Below are 19,670 nucleotides of genomic sequence, written 5' to 3' on the forward strand. Positions count from 1 at the left end.
GAAGCGCATCTTGCATCTCTATGTAGCGTAATAAAGGCTGATTTTGCGATAAAAAGGGGCTGAAAACAAAAAAAAGAACGCAAACCGGGTATAGACCACAGTCTGCGTGCTTCGCGAGGTTGGGTGTTTCTTGGTAATGCTTCAGTTAGATGATGCCTTAACGCTTGTAACAACTAATTGCTATTCTAATGAAAAAGTTGTCACTTGTCCAGACTTTCTTCACATATCATGTCGGATTATCTTGCGGACACGTAAGGATTGTTCTGTTTCTCATAACCAATGGTCGTTTTGGGACCATGACCTGGATATACTTTAACCTCATCAGCAAAGGTGTAAAGCTTGTTCTGGATTGAATCAATCAGATCCCGTTCACGGCCTCCTGTCAGGTCCGTTCTGCCCACACCCATGCGGAACAGCACATCACCTGCAAACAGGTCATTATCACAAAGCAAACTTACACTGCCTGGAGAATGTCCAGGTGTATGGAACACTTTAAACGTATGACCAATCAGATTCAGCTTCTGCCCTTCGTCCATGGCATATTCAGCAGGATCTGTCGAAAGCGGTGGTGTCGCCTGCGGCCAATTCAAAGATCCATTTAATTTCGGGGTGGTGAGCCAGTCACTCTCCAAGTCATGAAGATAAACGGGACATCCCTTCAATTTACGGATCTCATCTACCCCGCCCATATGATCAAAGTGAGCATGAGTGAGGAGAATCGCTTCAATCTCCAAGTCTTGGATCGCCTTAAGCAGCGGCCCTGGATTCATGCCTGGATCGATAATGACGGCTTTACCCGGATCATCTCCTTGTAAGAGATACGCATTGGTCTGAAGCGGGCCTAGTGTAAACGTACGAATGTTAAGCATATCGGCTTAGTAACCCGAAATCAGTTCACGCAGCTCACGGATAATGGCTGCATGTGACTCCGTTCCTTCCCCATAACGTTTACCAATCTCTTGACGCGCTACAGCCAAATTTTCTTGATAATCTGCTGCTTCACGATCCGGATTAAGGCGTTTGAATTCAATCATGACTTCCTGTACATGCTGCGGACGAGGTCCCCACTGACCTAACACATGACCACCTGTATCTGCAAAAATAACGACTGGCACGGAGCGGCCACCCATGGTCAGGAATTCATCCATCACTTCCGGATGGTTCTCCATAATCAGAACTTCTGTTGGAATTCCTGAGATTTCAAGCGCCTGGAACACAACCGGAATATTACGGACAACATCCCCGCACCAGTCAGCAGCCAGAATTAACACACGCAGATCATCGCGATGGTTCAGGCTCTCAAAGAACTCACGATCCTCTTCGTTCGACCAAGTAAAGCTATCATAGTTGGCCTGGAATTCACTTTGGTTCTTGGTCATACTCTCGATAAACTCTTTTGGTGGAAGACCTTTACCGAATTTGTGAGACAAGTTGGGTTTACCCATGACTAGACACTTCCTTTCTTTTTACGAACATTCATCCATTTAATAAGTACATAAACGATCATAAGGGCGAGAGCGACAAGCAAAATAGGCATAACATATGGTGCCGCTTTCTCATCAATATGCTTCCATTGATCTCCAAGAATCATCCCTAAATATATAAACAATGCAGTCCAAGGTATAACAGCGAGTGTAGTAAGCAAGATGAATTTGCCTGTGTGCATTTTCGTGATGCCAGCCGGGATGGAGATTGCATGTCTTACCACCGGAACAAAACGAGCCGTGAAAATGACACCTGTACCATACTTGCGGAACCACTCCTCGGAATGGTCGATGTGTTTTTTCTGGATGAGTATGTATTTACCGTAGCGTTCAAGTACAGGTCTGCCGCCATAACGGCCAATCCAGTAAATAAATAACTGGGCAATCACACCGCCCACCGTACCAAAAATCATAGCACCGAAGAAGTTGATATTACCTTGTGAAACGAGAAAACCTCCATACGCCAGCACAATTTCGCTTGGGATAACTTCCAACATTAATCCAAGCATGATTCCAAAGTACCCAAGACTTTGAATCCAATCGAACAATTGGCCAACAAGGTTATGAATAAAGTCCATCTCAACCCTCTTTCTCCATCCTGATTGGCGGTGCCCCTCCGCACCATGGATGTTCGTCCCTATTTTATCACAGGGCTGTGGACGTTGCTACTTCACGAGGTTGGGATAGTGTCCCGTTCGCAGCAGTCCGCATATGATATGGGGAGAGGAGCGTGAGAAGATGTCACACAAGTCAATACCCGGTTCTCCGCCGGTCAAACATACGCAATCCGGTCAAAACCTTCCTTCCGCCAGAGGAATTCGCAGAGCATGCAGCAAGGAATTGTACCGGACAGCCAAAAGGCTAAAAGTATATGTCTCTCCCGAACGGATGAAACAGGCGGAAGAATATTATTACGGTAAGGTGATCACAAATCTGCTCTGGATTGGGGAGAATCGCGACAACCGCAAGAAATTATGTGAGTGGTGGAACAAGGATGTCAGTGCAGAGATCGCCGCGATGTGGGAAGTAGACGTTGAACCATTAAAAGATGCGTTTCAGCACGCATTTGGCGGTTATCGTCTGTAGATTATGGAGGAATGAGGCAGATAGCTGTGTCTTCAAACCTACTGAAAGACGCAGCAAAGCTGAAGCGAATCTGAACATGTTAGGAACAGGCACGGGCACTGTGTCCTTAAACGTGTGATGTTAGTGCCTCCCTTCACGTACGAGCAAGCGATAGAGACAACATAAATGCGAATTGCTCACTTATGATGTAAAGCTTCGCTCTGGGCGGAGTTCAGGGTCGTCCTCTGGCTTGCGGATCGAGCAGAGCATGGAGCCGACCACCACGGGGAGCATGAACATAAGCTGGAGTATATTTGCATGCTCATTCTCATGCTCAAGCCCAAGTCCATGAGCGGTAACGAATCTGAGGCGTCTTATTCAAGGATTTGAAGCACTCTTAGAAATCTAAGGAATCCGAGACACGTTATATCGGAATTTTTGGACTTTTATAGGGTTTTTGTTAGTGAATTTCCGGAAATAACGTGTCTGATGTTCCTTACAATTTAAAATGAGGAGCTAAATGTCAAATAAGACGTCCTGTGTTCCTTAGAAAATCGCATACCTATCAGCCAGGAGCAGCCAGCTTGGACTCCCAGAATTTTTAGACGCTGACATCCATCATCATTTCGCTTGGGTTAGCGTCAAGATCCAGCAGCGATTCAAGGACTCCGCTTGGTCAACTCTGAAGTAAATGGAGGAGAAAAAGCTGAAGCAAGCCTGCGCAGGTTCTCTCCATAGCCTGGAGCATGTTCTTCCAGTACAAAACGACGATCATTGCGAACGTTTCCTGCCTCCACTTCCTCAGCCAACAGTTGATACCGTTCATACATCTGGACACCAGCGGCGGCAGTCTGTTGGGCACGATCCGTGAACCCTGCCTTCCATTCCCTCCGCGCTGCCTGCTCCATCCAATACAAAGCCGTGGACTGGCCAATGCCATCATACCGATTCAATGCGATTGCTTGTTCAAAATATTCTCCAGCCTGCTGTCCTTCGCCGAATTGGGCTGCCAATCGTCCGAGTTCGATGTAAATCTGAGGGTGCATCGGGGAATGGGACAGGCTGTTCAAAAGGAGTGATTCTGCTTCTCGTCCCGGAAGAGATCGTGCAAGGGATATCACGATATCCGGTCGATTCGGGTTAGACTGAAGGGCAGCCATAAGATGCACCTTCTGTGCTGGAGTGCCATCCGGTTCAGACATCGCCTGACGGTACTGCACTTCTGCTACGGCATATCGGGAGGTCAGCCAGACTATTCCACCAATCCAGAAAAGGATGATCATCACTGTGGATCCCCTTATTAGCCGAGCAGTTACTCGCTGAAGAATATGAAAGAAGGAACGCAACGGCACAGCTGATGAGTGGGATTGGGTTGGTAAATATCGCAAGAAAAGGGATCTGGATTTAGATCTCGATTTAGATCCCGATTTGGATCTGACAGGAGTATATTTCACAGTTACGCCGGATCGCTGGACCCCCTCTGTTTCCGTCTTCAATGCAGTTGCCCAAGCACCGAGCCAGATGAAGAGCATCCAAAATAGTGTAAAGCTCCAGTCAAAGTCCATCGCCCCATGCAGGCCAAAAACAAGCACGGATGGCATGAGCTGCGGTGCAAAATGAAAGATGCTTCGCAGGGTGAGGAGAAACCACCCTGTGACAAGCAGGATGCCGATCATGCCCATATCCAGGGCGAGATCGAGCAGGCCGTTGTGGACCTCGCCTCCGACATAAGGCGAGGATTGAATGGCGCGGAACATGTTGCGCCATGTATCCCCCCCGTGGCCGAGCCATGCGGCCTCGGTCCACAGCTGGAGGGCGTCCCGCCACATCTGTAGGCGGGACACCCCAGTGCCGACACCCGCCGCGAGGCGATCGGCGGTGGAGGCCACGGCCATCAGGGCAGCGGCGGCTCCTGCCAGCACAATGGCCGTCAGGGCAGCGGCGCGCGGAGCCTTGGCGGCGCCGCTGTGCCATAGACGGCACAGCAGCAGCGTGCCGAGCAGCGCAGCTGCCCATGACCCGGCCAGTGCCAGCAGGCCGGGCACGGGTGCAGGCGCCAGCTGGGCAGCAGCCAGCTGGCGGTACAGCCAGGCCGCGCACGCCAGTGGCGCGGCCATGGCCAGTAGCAGCGGCAGGCGGGCACCGCGCCGCTGCAAAGCAAAGGCGGCGACCGCGGCACAGCCGGTCGCCAGCCAAGCGCCGCGCGACTCGCTCAGCAGGAGCGCGGCTTGCGCGGGCATGAGCGGCAGCACTGCCGCGATGAGTCGCCCGGCCGGCACAGGCCGGGCTATGACTCGCGCGGCGGCTATCAGCCGCTCCAATGCGTACATGCCAACAACGGCACCGTACGCATTCGGGTACTGCAATAGTCCGCCGAGCCTTGCTCCGGCGGAACTGATCTCGGGGTCAGCAGTCCGCATCACCCCGAAGGGCAGCGGCAATATCCCGCACACGGCAAAGATGCCGCTTAGCACAAGCAAGCCGCCTGCCATCTGCCAACCGCAAGCTAACCAACGTGCACCATTCGTGCGCGCAGCCAGTATTGCAGTGAGCAGAGTAAACATCGCAAGCAGGCTCCATCGCAGCATCTCATCCATGCTGCCCTGTTTACTCACCGAACCTGCCCACGCATGTACCCCAAAACATGTCATCATCCCCAGCGGCCACAACACCCGCAATATTCCCGGGATTCGAATCATTCTCCAAACCATTCGTTCATTGTTCCCTAGCCAATGTACCGGTGACAGAGGTACTTGTTTTCTTCCTTGCTCCTGCTCTTGCTCTTTCTCTAGTCGAATACCGACGAAAAAAAGAAAAAACAGGATCAATATGCTTCCTCCTGCGATCAAAAGGACAGGATATAGATCGGCCGAATAATACAATCCCCGACTCAGACACCCTGCGAGTAGCAAGACAATAGAGAGTATGCCCAACCCAACAGTCCACCCAGATCCTGAATAACGTTTACACCTCAAACTTTGAGAGAAACTCCCTGACGCATCGGTCTGAATAGCTCCATTTGGATCATTTTTATCATCTTTTTTATACGTATCATGTTTGTTGTATGTATGTTCCCTATTATATGTACTGTCTTTACTGCCCTTATTGTCCCCATTACATAAGTCCTTGTTATCTACAGATTCTGTACCATTTGCATGGTGAGACCCTTCAAACACCTGTTCCATCATTTCCTCATTCGCCGCATACCCTCGTCTATACCTTACAACTCCCTTATGCATTGTCCTATTCTTCATCCTTATACACCCTCCTTCCTTCAACCGCTCCATATGCATAACAAAAAGACAGAAGATCCCGATAACGGGTCCTTCTGCCTGATATACATCTGACAGTTATGATGTTACTTGCTACGAAGTATGTGCATTGAATATCATTTTACATTCAGGTACCCTAGCTGCAGTATGCCCCTGAATTGTCATTGGCACACTCAGCAAAGGTCGCAATTTGCGGAATCTTGATCGGTTTCTTTGCTCGATTTTAATTTCCCATTGGCCTGCTTGCCATCGCCAGGAAGCAAATCAGCACAAGCTCGCTCCAAATATGGATCGGCATGAATGAAATCACGGAAAGCCGTATATTCATTCCACATCTCCGTCACTTCGCCGGCCTGACCACGAACAGCACGAATCAATATGTTTTTAGGCGTATTCTCCATATCGATGAATTCAAGCAATTGTGTCTTGTATCCCATCAGATCAAGCAACTTGGCACGAATCCCATCCGTAGCCAGTGCGGAAAAACGTTCCTTGAGAATACCATGGGACAACAATGGATTCATCACGGAAGCCTCTACTTGGTCAAACAGTTCATGCTGACAGCAAGGAACTGACAGAATAACAGAAGCTCCCCAACGAACTGCCTTCTCCAAAGCAGCATCGGTAGCTGTATCACAGGCATGAAGCGTGACAACCATATCCACTTCATTCAATTCATCGTAGTCCGCGATGTCTCCAACCAGAAACTTCAGATCGCCATAATGCAATCGATTAGCCAGGTCATTACAATGTTCAATTACATCTGCCTTCAAGTCCAACCCAATAATCTTGAGTGAACGACGTTGTTGTACAGACAGATAATGATATAACGCAAATGTCAGATAAGACTTGCCGCAACCAAAATCAACGATGGTCAGTGGACGTCCTTCCGGCAGATGTGGAATGACATCCTGCACCATTTCGAGGAAACGGTTGATCTGTCTGAACTTGTCATACTTGCGGGCAAGCACACGACCTTCTTCGTTCATAATACCAAGTTCAACGAGGAACGATACGGGTACTCCCTCTTCCAATACATATTGCTTCTTGCGATTATGCGACAGATCCACCGCAGTTTTGGAAGCAGATTTGGTCAGAATAGATACTTTATATTTTTTGCTGATCAAAATTTGATAGTCTGCCTCGGTCGTACAGAGCAGCCCTTGACGAAACGTCTCTTCGCATAGCAAAGTCATGCGCTCAGCCGCTTCAGCCGGAGTCAAATTCTCGTGCAGCACTTTGTTGTTATAATGGAATGCAAATTGATAATGCAGCTGATTCTTCAGTGTCACCGGCTTAACTTGCACTTTGGTATACGAGACATTGTCCCGTCTGCGCAGCTGGCTCCAGGTCGCTGTAATCAGCGAATTCTGTTCAAAGATGTCTTGTATAAGCTTTCGCAATGAATCCACGGGGTACATCTCACTTTCGGTTTGGTTTGGTCAACCGTTACCATACCACAATTCCGTTCCCTCTCCAAGTAAAGGCATGTAACAGGCCTTGATCCAATCCATATTTAGGAGTTCATCTCTTGACGACTTAGTTCTGCTAACCCCTCTTCAACTTCGGTACGTGGCAAACCGCCATGCTCCAGCTGTTCATCCGTGAGTTGGCTCAACCTTTCATAGAACTCCTGTACATCATCTCGGTAGCTCACGGGGAACTCATCACCAAGCTGGAGCAATCTGTACCAACTGTTCTCTGCTTGGTCGTAACGTCCTTGTTGTTCACGATAGAGGGCAAGCTGTCTTTCAGTTCGAGCAGGAAGTTCATATTCTTTCGTAAGCCCCAACACACCCTCCACCCGTTCCGGTGCGTCCAACAACTTGGGATTAGCGCCATGATTCAATGCATACAGGTAAAAATGAAGTGATCTCATCAATCGAATGACAGCCTCATCCTCTGCGTCCATTCTCTCCTGATCATCAATGCCTTCCACTTTGGCCTTCTCATGATAAATGTAAGCCTCTTCTTCAATCAGCCTCGCGGCTTGCTGCAGATTGTCTACCTCAATCATTCCGCGAAAACGGAACATTTCAATAACATCCTCTGCTGGCAATGAGTTCAGTAGAGATAAGTTCAACCCAAACTGCCTGCGCATCAACTCATCCAGTTCAGACAATGCCTCGGTGTGCTTACGCTGCTGTTTGAGCGTGAACACTTTGCCTATTGCTTCAGTCATTTCCTCCATCATGCGGAGCAGATAATCTTTTCTGAACATGCTGTATGCCCCCTCATCATTCGACCCTATACATTCAATCGTTCTCATATCGTTCCTTTATATTTATTTTAATTCATGCCATGACAAAAAGCCAAAAACAAGACACACGTGTCTTTGCTCTGGTCATGAACACACTAAACCCCTGCCTATCCCAAAGGGACGTGGCAGGGGTTCAGTTGGAATGGAACTGGGTACTGCTCCTCCACAAGAGGTTGAATCATCCAGAAACCAAACTATATTTTATATGATATCAACATAAATCACTTCATCAATTACTTCGATAATCCAGCCATAAATTGTTTAATGACCTGAATTAACTCTTCAGGGGCTTCATACATGCTCATATGACCTGCACCCGCAATCACGGCTTGCACGATATGTGGCTTGTCACTTGTAAATGTACGTTCTGGCGGGATAACAGCATCCTTCTCTCCCGCAACCAGCAATACAGGTAAAGGTGTAGCCGATAACACATCGCGGCGATCCGGGCGTTCTCGCATAGCAAGTGCAGCACCAACAGCACCTTGAGGAGCGGTCTGGTAACCAATTTCCTTCACACGTGTTACATGCTTAGATAACGATTCCACATGTTCCGGTGCAAACAGTCCGGGAACCAGTCCATCTACAAAATTCACGATACCTTCGGTCTGAATGGTGGATACAGCACGAAGGCGTTTTTCCTTGGCTTCTTCACTGTCCGGATAGGCTGTCGAATGAATCAGACCAAATGCATTCAAACGCTCCGGGTGACGTTGTGCAATCGAGAGCGCAATGTATCCCCCCATCGAGTGTCCCAGAAGGACCGCTTTTTCCACATTCAACTCATCCATCAACTGTAATACATCGTTGCCCATCTGTTCGATGGTATAACTTCCTACAGGTGCATCTGTTTTTCCGTGTCCACGCAGATCAGGTACGATACAGCGATAGCTGCGTGCCAGTTCAGGTACGACCTCATCCCAATACGATGAACTGCCACAGTATCCGTGGAGCAAAATGAGTGCTTCTCCCTTACCTTGTTCGGCATAACAAATCGTCGTTCCATCACACATCACTTTTTCCATATGAATCCCTCTCTCTGCGCGAATTAAATAATTCAGGTTGTATATTATTAAGCCTACATATCATGAATGAAACGTTTGTCTCCATTTCCATGCTTCAATTGCGGCATCTGCAATCGTTCGGGACATCCCCATAACCAAGTGAAGCGAGGTCATCTGCAAAATGGAATAGGGTCTTGGTCCATTCGCATTAACCACAGCTGCTACACTGTATTGTCCAACAGGGGGTAGCTTGCCTCCGACCGATTGGGCCGGAATGAGCGGGTTATTCGAGAGATAGTATGTACCTACCGCCTGCTTTGGACCCAGACATGCATCAATCGCTATGATGGCATGGTGTGCAGGAATAAGTGCCAATTTCTTTTCCAGCGTATCTGCATCACAAGGGGAAGACAGCGTGCCAATCACGTTCTCCATTCCGCTCTCTTGCAGTAAACTTCCTGTCAGTGGACCCAGAGCATCCCCGGTGGAACGATCAGTACCGATGCAGACAAACGTGATTTCAGCTGGAGAATGAAGTTGAACGATGTTTTTGAAAAATAAGACCAGATTCTCTGCAGGCACGCCTTTGCGGACTTCCCTTCCTTGATGGCGAACCATTTCTCGCTTATACGCTGCCAAGCTGTATTCCCTCCAGTACACTCAGGTTCCGTTAAATCCTGTTGTTGTATCCATCATTGTAACCGATGCTTGGTTTCCTCGCAAAAGCATTAGCCTGAGCGCTTCCAATCATGATACAATAACAAGAGTTTCCGATACGGAAGGGATGAACTTAACGATGGATTTAACACAAGCAACAGCAGCCAATATGGAATATATGATTGAAGCGATCAAAACCAAACTTCGTATGGCAAGCGGTGCCGCCATGCAAGCTTCTTCATTCCCACTTGAGAAATATGAAGATCTGTTTGACCTGTATGAAATGATTTTGAGCAAGGAACATCTCAGTATCTCTGAAGTGGAAGCTGTCGCTTCGGAACTGGGTAATCTTCGTAAATCTTAGCAAAAAGAAGGACCTGTTTTCCACATCACCGTGGGAACAGGTCCTTTTTCGCATGTTTATATCCTTAAGGCAGGTCAACCAAAACAAATTCGGCAGGTTCACTGTCTGTGCTCGTGATTTGCAGATCACAACTTTTGCGAATTCGTGCGGCATCACCCGGCTTGAGGTTGAAGTTGCCATCCGAACAATGAATCTCTACATGTCCACTGATCAGGAAAAGATGTGTCCGTCGGTCTTCATGTTGCGGGTACATCAACTTCTTCCCCGACTCCAAATGGGAGAGGTAACAGGTTACATCTTGGGAAATAGGCAATGCGCCTTCGCTTCCCTCTCCCCCTTGCCCGGATACAATCGGACATAGACGATTCAAATGCTCCTGCGGCTCTATTCTCCGATTCGTATAGGAAGGTTTCAGCATACGCTCCGATGGCAAAAACCACATCTGGAGGAAACGTACCGGTTCATCCGCTGACGGATTGGTCTCGGAGTGTTCCACTCCCGTACCCGCACTCATCACCTGGACCGTACCCGGTTCAAGCAATTGTTCTGTTCCCATACTATCCGTATGTTTGAGTGTACCCGATATGACATAACTGACAAGTTCAAGATCATGATGTGGATGTTTCTTAAAGCCTTCTTGCGGCATCAGCGTGTTTTCATTATGAGCCAACAGACAGCCAAAATGGGCGTTGCTTGGATCATCATAATCCGCAAAGGAAAAGCTGAATTCACTGTGTATCCAACCTCGATCCGACGTGTGCCTTTCTTCAGATGTCACCACTTTAATCATGTTCATCCACCTCCAAGGGTTTAGAGCTGCCACATTACCGCGGCAGTCCATGCGTGTATATGAATTGTATAGATGAATACCAGTTGGTATGTCATCTTTACCCGGGGTCCGGCAACTCTAATCACGCCCCTTCTTAAGGTTATACGCTATCTTGAAGTGAGTGAAGAATGAACTCACTATCTGCATGACCTACAAGGGTACCCGCATCATTTCGGATGTCCGAAGGGAACACTTCAGCCAATCGTGCAATGGTTCTCTCATTCGAATAACCAATCTGTCTCAGGATGGATTGGGTAATGAAGGCCCACTCTTCCTCGGAACCATCAAGCACCTTGAAGGTGATTCCCAGTCTTTCTTTTTTCAGGCCAAAACCGAATACCCCCTTGAATCCACCCTTCGCTACAATGTTATTGTCTTCCAGCAGCACTGAATCTACACGCTCCGTGCCACCTACCATCAACGGATGTTCATTCATAGCTGATGTTATGGTCTCTACAGCTGTTCTTGTGGAAGGATCAGCGATAAGATCCGGACAAGCGAGCTTCAGATAAGCGTTCGACAATGCCGACAACGGCAAAGAAAATACCGGAAAGCCGCAGCCATCCGTCCCAAGCTTAATCTCTTTTTCCTCAATACCTGCCAGGTCGGCAAAGGTTTCAAGAATTTCTCGTTGTACCGGATGTTCCGGTTCAGCGTAACTGCCCAGATCAACCTGCTTCATCTGACTGTACCCCAGAATTCCCAGATGTTTTCCGGAGCAGTTGTGCAAGATGCGCCGTTTCTCTCCTTGTGCACGTAACCATTGATTACGGCTTTCTTCATTAAGCGGATAGCTTGGTGCACAGATCAGGCATTCTTCTCCCAATCCAATTTTACCGGATAAATGCTCCAGCACCCGAATGTGTTCCGGTTCCGAACGATGCGAAGAGGACATGATGGCAATCTCCTGTGCTGATAGGCCATAGTGACTGGCAATTCCTGCCCGAATACCTGGAATGGCTTGAAAAGGTTTGGCAGATGAGCGAGTGAACGCTCTAAAATGAGGGTCACCAGCCGAGTATACGATTCGGCCATACTCATCCGTAATACTTATGTGTCCGTAATGGGCGCATTCCATAACGCCTGCACGGTATTCTTTAATTAACAAGGCACTCTCCATGCGAGTTCTCTCCTTTGTGCTCCCGATTTCATCTCTGCTTTGCGTCACGACGCCGCATGGGATATCTTAAATAGTATAGTACAAAATCGACGTTTTTACAGTTTTTTCGACAGGCGTTTCGGGTATAGCTTTATCATCTATGTTCATCTACTACAATAACTGAAGGAGAAACTCATTATGCCGCGCAAAACGTATTCACCAGCCTCATTCAGTTCAAATTCCGGTACGTTATTACGTCCACTCTTCAACTGGGGGTTGGCTGGTCTGGCCCTCAGCGCATCGGTCGTATTTATCCTGGCAGGTCTGGGTGCCTGGTTGGGTGCTGATGTTATTATTCGTCTGGATGATCAAATTCAGCAATTATTTTATCTGAATTCAGATTCACGTCTTCATCTATTCCCTTACACTGCATTCATAACCGCACTGGGCTCATTCAAAATCTCTGCTGTGGCTGCAGGAGGTTTTGCTCTTCTTTTCTTCATTCAACGCAGTCCAAGGTTTGTTGTATATGGATATGCGCTCACGGGAAGTTTTGCCATGATGTGGATTCTGAACACCTTATTGAAGGAATTTTTCAGACGAAGCAGACCTGAACTGGATCATCTGCTGGTCGTTCACGGGTACAGCTTTCCAAGCGGACATGCCATGATCTCCATGGGCTTTTACGGCATGCTCTTTGTAATCTGGGCCATTGAACGACAGCGACATAACTCTTCCGGTGTGTGGCTTCCTGTTCTATGTGGTATTAGTTTTATTTTCTTGATTGGCCTCAGCCGGATCATGTTGGGCGTTCATTATCCTACAGATGTATTTACTGGATTTACTGCTGGATTGGCATGGATCTTCTGCATGGTTAAAGGCATTAAACAAAGCCACTAAAGAATCAATTCCTCTGATTTCCAGTTCATTCATCCTCATCTTTATTGTTTCACAGGGTTGCACGGGGTTTATATACGAAGTAAGCAAACGCGAACAGACAACATCCTACATCAAGTTTAAAGGAGGCGGTTGTTATGTGGGGCATCATTATCAGCATTGTGATGGCTGTCATCATCGGTTTGATCGGAGATGCACTTGCCGGTCACAACATGCCTGGAGGCATAATCGGTGCACTGATTGCCGGATTTGCCGGAGCCTGGCTGGGAGCACTTTTGCTTGGTAACTGGGGACCAGTTATCGGTAACTTTGCCATTATCCCTGCCATCATTGGTACAGCGCTCTTTGTTTTCTTGCTGGGGCTTGTGTCCAGACTGCTAAGACAGGCTGCCTGATTCGGGCAACAAGGTGTTCGTTGTTTCGTATTTGTTTCTTAAATTGAAGAAGGAGTGATTAGACATGAATAAAGCAGAAGAGCAATATCCTGTACAGACGGGTTCGACTTTCGCAAAAGGTATTTTCATCGGGGGTTTGCTGGGAGCTGCTGCAGCACTACTCTTTGCGCCTAAACCGGGACGTGAATTGCGTGGTGACCTTTCCGAGAAAGTGGGCATCGTTACTGACCGCACCAAAGAAGTGGCAACTGTTGTAAGTGACAAAGCCACTGAACTGGCTAAAACGGTCTCTTCCAAAACTTCCGACATTGCAAAAACGGTAAATCAAGGCCGCAATGATGTAATGGACTCTGTGAGAAAAGCGTCCGCTGATGTGGCTAACGAAGCATCCCGTGCATCTGATGAAGTGGCTGCCGCTTCCGTTGAAGCGAAGGAAGATGCACGTAAAGAACTTAACTCGACTAGCCTGTAAGGCGATACAGATCGAGTGACTAATAGCCAGCTGCACTCCAGCTGGCTATTTTTTATCCAATGAGAGTTGAGGAGGACAAATAATATGAGTAAAGTTACAATCAACGGTAATACTCCAATTACGGGAGGAACACCGGCACAGCAGTATGATACAAGCGAGCATCCTTTTGAATTGCGTCATGAGGTAAAGCGATTGAACACCCGTCTGGACCAGATTGCGGACAGTCTGGAGAGAGCACAGATCAAGGATATTATTGAGAATTACAGCAGTCCCAAAAAGCGGATTATTACCAATTTTACAGCGGGCATGGCACGAGGTCTCGGTCTGACTGTGGGTACCTTTGTTGTTCTCGGTTTGCTGGCATTCATTCTCAGCCAATTCGTGAATATGCCGATTGTGGGCCAATATATCGCTGACTTGCTTGGTTATATTGAAGATTACAAAAACTAAGAGGACTAACCAACAGTAGGCTATCCCTTACGTTTTTCCGTTGCTCCTTTTTTCTCTGTCTCTTCAGCTGAAGGCTGTGAGGATTTCACTTTGAGCAGATCTCCTGTCCAGCCTTTCATCATCAGCCATACATACATGCTGATCATGCTTAAGATAATGACAACAAGGACCAGTACAACTCCCCATGATTTGTCGATAAAGGGCAGGTTCTCAAAGTTCATCCCCCATATCGCGCCAGCTGCCGTGGCAGGTATGAACACAGCAGTAACAATGGTCAGCGTCTTCATGATCTCATTGCCACGTACACCGGAGATCGCATTATCAATGGAGATTAACGTATCGATCTCTTTCTCGTAGTGACTAAACAAACGTTCCATTCGCTCTACTCGATGTTGGAGCTGCTGGAAATATCGATTTTCGTTGATTTCACTGAGATAAGCCTCATGGGCAGCAGCCATCAGTTCCGAGTAGGGGATAAACAGATTGCTCCAGTATAACAGTTCAAATCGGGCGGCCAAAATCTGGTCCATTAAAGTTCGGGCATTGCGGGATTCCATCTTCCGTTCCAGTTCACGCAGGTTCATCTCAAAATGATCCATCCCTACATGGTAGTAATGCAGTATAGCTCGAAAAAGTACAAACATCCCGTCCCTGGCTTCACTACATTGCTGTAACATATGGGCACGTTCATCCGTCTTCATAATGCCTCGTGTATTGTCATCCATATTCAAGGTAACCAGGTTATTGCGATCGACATAGAAAAACATCTGATTATCTTGACGTTTGTCATCTCTCTCATTTTTGACCGCATACAACAATGAACCAAATATGACTGGTTCAGTACCATTCACGAAACGGACGGACAAATAATTCGATTCCACTTCCGGAATCTTATGAAGCCAATACCGCATATCCGGAAACGCCTCTGTCAGCTCCCCCAACGCATCGTTCATGCTATCGGTGTCAGGTGCAACCCAATCCCACCATTGCCAATGGTCCGAGCAAGATAACTTGTCACGGCGAGCTTCCAACTTGATTTGGTTCACAATCACTTTATCCACTCCTGCACTCATGTTCTTCATTGCATACCCATCTTTTTGATCCCAAAAAGGACACGTATGCATTTCAGCGCATTGACGTGTCCTTCTTTATGCCGTACTCAACAACATTAGGGTTCCATTTGTCATAACATTGAAGCATTAGACATGATCTGTTTCAATTTCTCTGTAGCTCGCTTCTGAATCCGAGATACACTCATCTGTGAAACACCAAGCTTCTGGGCAATTGCCCGCTGAGATTGGCCATCCTGGAATGCTAGAATAAGTACCTGCTGTTCTTGTTCCTTCAATTGTCCCAATGCCTGTTGCAAGTCCATCCGTTTTTCGACCGAATCATAGTCATTCACATCTGCACTGATCAGTTCTCCCAATGTTGCTGCACTGTCATCCTGAGATAAAGGAGAATCCAGTGATACATAGTGGTAACATTCCCGACCAGCCAGAACTTCAATTGTCTCTTCTGCAGTCAGATCAAGGTATTCAGCAATTTCGTTCACACCGGGTGAGCGCTCCAGCTTAACGGTTAACTCATCAATGGCATGTTGCACGAGGGCTCCCTTTTCCTTAATCCTCCGGGGCACCTGAATATACCAGGATTTATCACGCAAGTAGTTCTTCATATGACCGATCATGCTCTTCATGGCATAAGGTTCAAACGGAATACCCAGGTTGATATCGTATTGCTTAAGCAAACGAATCAAAGCCATCTGCCCGGTCTGATACAAGTCTTCGTATAGATCGGGGCGATTCCGAGCGATTTTACCTGCTGCCATCTTGACCATTGGTTCATATTTACGGATGAGAACTGTTGCAATTTCATTATCTAGGGTCTGCTGGTATTCCCAGATCAAACCTATAGCTTCAGACATGGACTCTGGGGGAGTCACTTTTTCATTCATACTTTCTCCTCACTTCTTGCAAGACGTTTTACGAGTACTACTTTCGTACCTTTGCCCGTCTCACTTTCCACACTGACATCATCCATCAAGGCTTGCATCAGGTAGAACCCAAGTCCGCCAATCTGTGCTTCCGTCAGTTCTTTGTCGTGTAGACCGGCACGTGACACAGCAGGGTTCATGTTCTCGAAGCTGGCACCTTCGTCCTTGACAATAATTGACAATGTTTCGCCATCCACTTCGAATACAACTTCAACCATGCCGCCTTCGTGTGAGTAGGCATACAATACAGAGTTGTTACAGGCCTCGGATACAGCAACTTTCATATCCTCAATGTCTTCGTAGGAAAATCCCATTTTGGATGCTACTCCATAGAGATTGAGTCTTACAATATCAACGTAATCAGCTGTCGCAGGTAAATTAAGGGTGACTCTTTGAACTTCTGCATTCATTCCTTTTTCGATCCTTTCCTATTGGGAATTCTTCTGTGTGACAAAGAATTTGGCGATGCCCGTCATGTCAAAAAGTTTCTGAATCTGCGCAGGAACTTCCTGTACTTCAAAGCGAGCTTCCATTCCATGTCTGGCCTTCAGAACAGATAACAGGATACCAATCCCTGTACTATCGATATACTTCAATTCTTTCATGTTAATCACAAGATCCTGTTCCTTGTTATCCACGAGCGGCTCCATCACCAAGCGGAAGTCAGGAGCAACCGACAAATCCAGTTCGCCAGTCAGATACACCGTGCACACGCCGTCCTGAGTTTCAGTTCTTGCATTGAATTTTTCATTTTTATTTGTATTCATTAGACATCTCTCTCCTGATCAATGGTTTCCTTACCTAATAACCCAACTTCAGCACGAGTGAATCAGAAAGAAGTTTGGAAAATGTTTCAATTGGCATGATTCATGGCTGAAGGGCCTGGGTCTAACATTTGTTGTTGTTTCTGAAACTGGGCTATTTTCTGTTTTACATTGCCCATTTTCACCGGTTTACTAATATAATCATCCATGCCGGCAGCAATACAGCGTTGCTGAATACCTTCCATCACGTTAGCAGTCATGGCTATAATGATTGGCTGATTAGACTGGGTCAGACTCTCTCGAATCCGCCGTGTACATTCCAAACCGTCCATCACAGGCATCTGCAGATCCATAAACACATAGTCATAGGGATAACGGCTGCCGTTTACCATATCGAGTGCGCTCTGTCCATCTTCAGCAATGTCTGAGAGCAACCCCAGCTTACCAAGCATAATCGCCATCAACTTCTGGTTGATCGGATGATCATCCACAATTAATACCGTAGGATATTTATTCTCATTTTTCACATCCGTTGGTTTCTCTTCCCCGTTCCTCTGGACCAGTTCAGTTTCTACATAACGTTTCGCCTGAATTGTAAATACAAACGTCGCTCCCCGTTGCTCTGTTGTATCCAGATAGATCTGTCCACCCATCATTTCCACCAGAGTCTTGCATATTGCCAGTCCTAAGCCAGTTCCACCGTATTTACGTGTCATGGATGTATCCAACTGGGAAAAAGGCTGGAACAGGCGATCCACTTTGTCTGAAGCAATACCTATCCCGGTGTCTTTAACAGCAAACTCCAATGCCATTTGTCCGTCTTTTTCTTCATTCACTGACACAATCAAATATACGCCACCCTGGTCTGTAAATTTGATTGCATTGGCAATAAGATTCAAGAGAACCTGACGTAGCCTTGCCATATCCCCATAGATTAATTCAGGGACAGAATCTTCCAGGAAATAATCCAGTTCCAGATTCTTTTTGCCTGCTTCTGCAGCAAACAATCCCAGCACTTCCCGAATACAGGAGACAAGTTCAAAAGGATGCTCTTCAAGTTCCATTTTGCCGGATTCCATCTTGGTAAAATCAAGAATGTCGTTGATAACCGTGACGAGTGCATCTGCACTGCGACGAACGATGTCTGCATATTCCTTCTGATCTTCCCTCAGTTCCGTCTCCATCAGCAGATCAACCATACCGATAACTCCGTTCATCGGTGTACGAATCTCATGACTCATCATTGCCAGGAACTCGGTCTTTGCATTGGCTGCAATTTCTGCTTCTTCCTTGGCCTGAATGAGTTGTTGATTCATCTTCTCCAGTTCCTGTGTCTTCTGGTGAAGAAGCATGGTCTGTGTCTTCAAACGTTTATTGGTGATAAACATCTCCACAAAGCCCTCGATTTTGGATTTCAAAATCTGAGGAATAAATGGCTTAACCATGTAATCAATGGCCCCGGCTGAATACCCGGCAAACAAGTGCTCCGCTTCTCTGCTATTGGCAGAGATAAATATAATCGGCACATCCTTGGACTTGTCCCGTGCCTTAATTAACTTCGCTGTCTCAATTCCGTCCATTCCAGGCATCTGCACATCGAGAACGATAACCGCAAATTCGTCTTTTAGCAGACAGCGGAGTGCCTCTTCTCCGGAAGTTGCCTTAACGAGTTTATATTGTTCCGATTCCAGAACTGCTTCAAGAGCAAGCAAGTTCTCAGGGCGGTCATCTACCAATAATATGTGGATTGGTTCATTGAGCCCCATGGCTAACCCTAACCCCCTATTTGATCTTCCGGTATATTTTTTCGGTCCGGTCTAACGGCTCATAGGTATCACTGAACTCTGTAAAATGTATCGATTCTTTCGACCCCAGAACCAGAATACCAAAGTGGCTCAAGCTCTCATGAAACAGCCCATGCACATGGTTCCGCAGTTCATCATTAAAATAAATCATGACATTACGGCAAAAGATAACATTAAACTCGTTAAATGACCGGTCTGTTGCCAGGTTGTGCTCGGCGAAAATGATGTTCTTCCTCAGAAAAGGATGAAATATCACCGAATTGTATTTCGCTGTATAGTACTCGGAGAAGGCTCTGGTACCCCCTGCCTCCAAATAATTTGTAGTAAATAGTTTCATTTTCTCAATACCATATACGCCTTCTTTGGCCTGTTGCAAAGAGCGATCATTCATATCCGTTGCGTAGATTCTTGCCTTGTCATACAGTCCTTCCTCATGCAACATGATGGCCATGGAATAAACTTCCTCTCCCGTAGAGCATCCCGCATGCCATATTCGGATATACGGGTAGGTTCTCAGGATAGGAATAATCTGTTCCCGAAACATTCGGAAAAGCGAAGGATCTCGAAACATTTCCGTTACAGGGATGGATAAGTTCTGTACAAAACGTTCAAACGCGGAACGGTCATGAAGAACACGCTCCTGCAAGCCGGATATGCTCTTAACACCCTCAGCATGTGCATGATGCCAGATTCTTCGTTTCAGGGATGGCAGTGCATAGTTTCTAAAATCATATCCATATAAACGGTGCATGCCTTCCAACAGCAACTCAATCTCGATCAGCTCGCGTTCTTCATCTTGCGGCATACGGACCAAATCTGCCCCCGTCTCGGTAGGTTCCCACGGTGTCATAAGTTCT

22 protein-coding genes are annotated in these 19,670 nt (G+C 47.0%); 6 read left to right on the forward strand and 16 right to left on the reverse strand.

Translation table 11 applies throughout. The features are described from left to right. Window positions 1-236: 236 nt before the first annotated feature. From V6668_RS25370 to V6668_RS25380, 3 genes are read right to left on the reverse strand one after another with little or no spacing between them, the layout of a single operon-like run. Window positions 237-869: an MBL fold metallo-hydrolase gene (locus V6668_RS25370; RefSeq protein WP_036607016.1), complete on the reverse strand. Its 633-nt coding sequence runs from the start codon at window positions 867-869 to the stop codon at window positions 237-239. Window positions 870-875: 6 nt separating this feature from the next. Next, window positions 876-1,445 carry a thioredoxin family protein gene (locus tag V6668_RS25375; protein ID WP_036607014.1) on the reverse strand — a complete coding sequence of 190 codons (570 nt, stop codon included), beginning with the start codon at window positions 1,443-1,445 and terminating at the stop codon, window positions 876-878. Between the two features lie 2 nt (window positions 1,446-1,447). Then, complete coding sequence (locus V6668_RS25380) at window positions 1,448-2,062, reverse strand: DedA family protein (RefSeq protein WP_036607012.1); 615 nt, start codon at window positions 2,060-2,062, stop codon at window positions 1,448-1,450. A 160-nt stretch (window positions 2,063-2,222) separates the two neighbouring features. On the opposite strand from V6668_RS25380, the gene V6668_RS25385 reads away from it, so the two are divergent. Further along, window positions 2,223-2,570, forward strand: a complete 348-nt coding sequence (locus tag V6668_RS25385; protein WP_036607010.1) for a hypothetical protein — start codon at window positions 2,223-2,225, stop codon at window positions 2,568-2,570. Window positions 2,571-3,208: 638 nt separating this feature from the next. Here the strand turns inward: V6668_RS25385 and V6668_RS25390 are convergent. From V6668_RS25390 to yyaC, 5 genes are all read right to left on the reverse strand, one after another. Beyond that, on the reverse strand, window positions 3,209-5,803 hold the full coding sequence (locus tag V6668_RS25390) for an O-antigen ligase family protein (RefSeq protein WP_338707010.1): 2,595 nt from the start codon (window positions 5,801-5,803) through the stop codon (window positions 3,209-3,211). A 191-nt stretch (window positions 5,804-5,994) separates the two neighbouring features. Next, window positions 5,995-7,242 carry an SAM-dependent methyltransferase gene (locus V6668_RS25395; RefSeq protein ID WP_338707011.1) on the reverse strand — a complete coding sequence of 416 codons (1,248 nt, stop codon included), beginning with the start codon at window positions 7,240-7,242 and terminating at the stop codon, window positions 5,995-5,997. 95 nt (window positions 7,243-7,337) lie between these two features. After that, the gene (locus V6668_RS25400; protein WP_338707012.1) at window positions 7,338-8,042 is read right to left on the reverse strand and encodes a DUF6483 family protein; all 705 of its coding nucleotides are present in this window, start codon (window positions 8,040-8,042) and stop codon (window positions 7,338-7,340) included. Between the two features lie 272 nt (window positions 8,043-8,314). Beyond that, on the reverse strand, window positions 8,315-9,106 hold the full coding sequence (locus V6668_RS25405) for an alpha/beta fold hydrolase (protein ID WP_036607004.1): 792 nt from the start codon (window positions 9,104-9,106) through the stop codon (window positions 8,315-8,317). A gap of 60 nt (window positions 9,107-9,166) precedes the next feature. Beyond that, window positions 9,167-9,724 carry a spore protease YyaC gene (gene yyaC / locus V6668_RS25410; RefSeq protein ID WP_082218945.1) on the reverse strand — a complete coding sequence of 186 codons (558 nt, stop codon included), beginning with the start codon at window positions 9,722-9,724 and terminating at the stop codon, window positions 9,167-9,169. Between the two features lie 157 nt (window positions 9,725-9,881). Between yyaC and V6668_RS25415 the strand changes: the two genes are divergently transcribed. Beyond that, window positions 9,882-10,106, forward strand: a complete 225-nt coding sequence (locus V6668_RS25415; protein ID WP_017692283.1) for a DUF1128 domain-containing protein — start codon at window positions 9,882-9,884, stop codon at window positions 10,104-10,106. A 64-nt stretch (window positions 10,107-10,170) separates the two neighbouring features. Here V6668_RS25415 and V6668_RS25420 read toward each other — a convergent pair whose 3' ends face one another. Further along, the gene (locus V6668_RS25420) at window positions 10,171-10,896 is read right to left on the reverse strand and encodes a pirin family protein (RefSeq protein ID WP_036607001.1); all 726 of its coding nucleotides are present in this window, start codon (window positions 10,894-10,896) and stop codon (window positions 10,171-10,173) included. Between the two features lie 139 nt (window positions 10,897-11,035). After that, a complete protein-coding gene (locus tag V6668_RS25425) occupies window positions 11,036-12,055 on the reverse strand; it encodes an asparaginase (RefSeq protein ID WP_338707013.1) in 1,020 nt (339 codons plus the stop codon). A gap of 177 nt (window positions 12,056-12,232) precedes the next feature. On the opposite strand from V6668_RS25425, the gene V6668_RS25430 reads away from it, so the two are divergent. The 4 genes from V6668_RS25430 to V6668_RS25445 all read left to right on the forward strand — a co-directional run bounded on the left by V6668_RS25430 (window position 12,233) and on the right by V6668_RS25445 (window position 14,248). Next, on the forward strand, window positions 12,233-12,934 hold the full coding sequence (locus V6668_RS25430) for a phosphatase PAP2 family protein (RefSeq protein ID WP_051449537.1): 702 nt from the start codon (window positions 12,233-12,235) through the stop codon (window positions 12,932-12,934). A 134-nt stretch (window positions 12,935-13,068) separates the two neighbouring features. Further along, window positions 13,069-13,326, forward strand: a complete 258-nt coding sequence (locus V6668_RS25435) for a GlsB/YeaQ/YmgE family stress response membrane protein (RefSeq protein ID WP_338707015.1) — start codon at window positions 13,069-13,071, stop codon at window positions 13,324-13,326. Between the two features lie 64 nt (window positions 13,327-13,390). Continuing rightward, window positions 13,391-13,798, forward strand: a complete 408-nt coding sequence (locus tag V6668_RS25440; protein ID WP_076212649.1) for a YtxH domain-containing protein — start codon at window positions 13,391-13,393, stop codon at window positions 13,796-13,798. 84 nt (window positions 13,799-13,882) lie between these two features. Continuing rightward, a complete protein-coding gene (locus V6668_RS25445) occupies window positions 13,883-14,248 on the forward strand; it encodes a DUF5665 domain-containing protein (RefSeq protein WP_017692276.1) in 366 nt (121 codons plus the stop codon). A gap of 20 nt (window positions 14,249-14,268) precedes the next feature. On the opposite strand, the gene V6668_RS25450 is transcribed toward V6668_RS25445, so the two are convergent. From V6668_RS25450 to V6668_RS25475, 6 genes are all read right to left on the reverse strand, one after another. Next, window positions 14,269-15,330 carry a magnesium transporter CorA family protein gene (locus V6668_RS25450; protein WP_243391501.1) on the reverse strand — a complete coding sequence of 354 codons (1,062 nt, stop codon included), beginning with the start codon at window positions 15,328-15,330 and terminating at the stop codon, window positions 14,269-14,271. Window positions 15,331-15,431: 101 nt separating this feature from the next. After that, window positions 15,432-16,205, reverse strand: coding sequence for a sigma-70 family RNA polymerase sigma factor (locus V6668_RS25455; RefSeq protein WP_036606995.1), 774 nt, complete (start codon window positions 16,203-16,205; stop codon window positions 15,432-15,434). Then, a complete protein-coding gene (gene rsbW, locus V6668_RS25460) occupies window positions 16,202-16,654 on the reverse strand; it encodes an anti-sigma B factor RsbW (protein WP_036606993.1) in 453 nt (150 codons plus the stop codon). Before rsbW ends, V6668_RS25455 begins: the two co-directional genes overlap by 4 nt. Window positions 16,655-16,672: 18 nt before the next feature. Then, window positions 16,673-17,011 carry an STAS domain-containing protein gene (locus V6668_RS25465; RefSeq protein WP_036606989.1) on the reverse strand — a complete coding sequence of 113 codons (339 nt, stop codon included), beginning with the start codon at window positions 17,009-17,011 and terminating at the stop codon, window positions 16,673-16,675. 86 nt (window positions 17,012-17,097) lie between these two features. Continuing rightward, window positions 17,098-18,774, reverse strand: a complete 1,677-nt coding sequence (locus tag V6668_RS25470; RefSeq protein WP_338707016.1) for a response regulator — start codon at window positions 18,772-18,774, stop codon at window positions 17,098-17,100. A 16-nt stretch (window positions 18,775-18,790) separates the two neighbouring features. Continuing rightward, complete coding sequence (locus V6668_RS25475) at window positions 18,791-19,663, reverse strand: CheR family methyltransferase (RefSeq protein WP_036606984.1); 873 nt, start codon at window positions 19,661-19,663, stop codon at window positions 18,791-18,793. Window positions 19,664-19,670: the final 7 nt, after the last annotated feature.

The sequence above is a fragment of the Paenibacillus amylolyticus genome (assembly GCF_036894225.1).
Taxonomy (GTDB): Bacteria; Bacillota; Bacilli; order Paenibacillales; family Paenibacillaceae; genus Paenibacillus; species Paenibacillus amylolyticus.